The sequence below is a fragment of the Dietzia sp. Cai40 genome, from assembly GCF_014145165.1.
Taxonomy (GTDB): Bacteria; Actinomycetota; Actinomycetes; order Mycobacteriales; family Mycobacteriaceae; genus Dietzia; species Dietzia natronolimnaea.
The window spans coordinates 1-1,845 of record NZ_JAALEB010000131.1; the positions used below are offsets into that span (position 1 = coordinate 1).

The 1,845-nt window shown below is 64.9% G+C and carries 2 protein-coding genes and 1 pseudogene; 1 reads left to right on the forward strand and 2 read right to left on the reverse strand.

Translation table 11 applies throughout. From position 1 onward, the window contains the following. A pseudogene (locus G6022_RS05995) lies at positions 1–701 on the reverse strand (cytochrome P450); the annotation flags it as partial. Between the two features lie 17 nt (positions 702–718). Beyond that, positions 719–1,039 (reverse strand): 2Fe-2S iron-sulfur cluster-binding protein, encoded by a 321-nt coding sequence (locus tag G6022_RS06000; protein WP_007628312.1) that lies wholly within the window; start codon positions 1,037–1,039, stop codon positions 719–721. Here G6022_RS06000 and G6022_RS06005 point away from each other — a divergent pair. Continuing rightward, on the forward strand, positions 942–1,845 hold a 904-nt coding region (locus tag G6022_RS06005), incomplete at its 3' end, for an AraC family transcriptional regulator ligand-binding domain-containing protein (RefSeq protein WP_241731077.1). The two genes, G6022_RS06000 and G6022_RS06005, sit on opposite strands and share 98 nt — an antisense overlap.

The window sequence follows — 1,845 nt, forward strand, 5'->3', positions numbered from 1 at the left end:
TCGTCGTTGTCGGAGGGGCCTCCATTGGCCTGCTCCATGGAGGTGGCCAGGTCCGACCACTCGACAAGCTTGTGGCGCTGCTCGTAGGGGAAGTCCAGCAAGGTCGCCAGCATGCGCGCGGTGAGCTCGATCGACACCGTCCTCACCCAGTCGAAAGGCTCGTTGACGGGCAGGTTGTCCAGGACGTCCCTGACGCGCTCCCGGATGAGGCCCTCCATCTCGCGCAGGTTCTTGGGAGCCACCACGCCTTGGACGGCGCGCCGTTGAACGTCGTGCCTGGGCGGATCCATGGCGATGAACATGGCGATGTCCATGAACCGCGGCGGCGCCCCGATGACGATCAGGGGCTCGGCGGAGAAGGCCTCGTGGTTCTTGTCCACAGCGATGATGTCGGCGTGCCGCGTCACCGACCAGAACGGCCCGAACGGACTGTTGGGCTGGTAGTGCACCGGGGCCTCGTTACGCAGGCGCTCGAAGTAGGGGGCCCACTGCCCCTGTCGGTACAGGAAGGGGTTGCTGAGGTCGATGTCTTCGAGCGCGAGTTCTTCGACCGGCGGGATCGGGCGTTCGACGAACATCTTCTGCCCGTTCGTGCCCGTCAACCAACGTCGGCTCTTGTCGTAGAGGTGCGCGGCCTGGACCTGGCGATCCAGGGGTATGGCGGCGTCGACCTTCGTCTTCACTGCGTCAGGGATCTTCATCTCGTCAACACCTCCTGTTACATCTGGAATTCAGGCAACTGCACGGTCAAGCCGTCCCATGACCGGGAGACCTGGACTTGGCACGACAGCCGCGACGTCGGCTCTCGCTCGGGGTTCATCGACAGCATCTCCTCCTCCTCCGGGCCGGAGGGGCCGACCTTGGCGGCCCAGGCGGAATCGACGATCACGTGGCAGGTGCCGCATGCGGCCTCTCCGCCGCAGTCACCATCGATGCCCGGAATGGCGTTGTTCGTGGCGACCTGCATCAGCGAGCAGCCCTCCTCGATGGGCGCCTCGTGCTTCTCCCCGTCGTATGACACGAAGGTAACGACTGTCATCTACAACTCCCTCACTATTGACTACGTCATCGACATTTTCTCCAGTATTGTCGTTGATATCGGCGATGACCATGTTGAATCGTGTCATCCTGCTGTGAGATCGGGTCACGTGAGGAGCGCTGTGCAGAGAAGCGAGCCGGGCGTCCCAGCGCTTGCCTTCGCGCAGCTGCTGGCCAGTCCGGCGATCGATCCGGACAGTGCCGAGCAGTTCCGTGCCATCATGGCGCGCGAGGGAACCGGGGAACTGTCTCTGATCCGGACCCAGGAGCAGGCACCGCTGCGGTGGTTTCGCGAGGTCTACCCGGACCTCGATGCCGAGCAGGCAACGAAGCTGGGGATCGCCTGCGCGGAACAGGCCCAGCTCACGTCCTTCGGGCCGTTGAGCGTGCCGCTGGTCAGCGCAGGAACCGTCGCCCAGGTCGTTCAGCTGTTGACCTATCTTCCCGTGATCACCGAGGCCGTCACCACCCAGTCCGATCCCCAGCGCGACGACCTGACGATCCGGCTCACCGGGAACGCGGCAGACCCCGACCTGGACTGTCTCGCCGTCACCTACTGCGGACTCGCCCTCATGCGGTTGGTCGACCGACTGGTCGACGACGCGTCGGAGGTGACCATGCATAGTCGCTGGCCGGAGCCAAGCAGCGGGGCTCGAGAAGCCTGGCCGGGGGCGCGGCTCATCTTCAACGCCCCCCTGTCCTATGTGCACATCCCTGAACGGACGCTACACGCGGCCTGCCGCTTCCCCGACCCAGTCGCCTACGACGTCGCCGTCACCAGCCTCCAGCAGGCGCTCGAACGTCAGG

Excerpts from the sequence above, each read along its gene's own strand:
- G6022_RS06000 (WP_007628312.1), bottom strand. The coding sequence starts at position 1,039 with ATGACAGTCGTTACCTTCGTGTCATACGACGGGGAGAAGCACGAGGCG.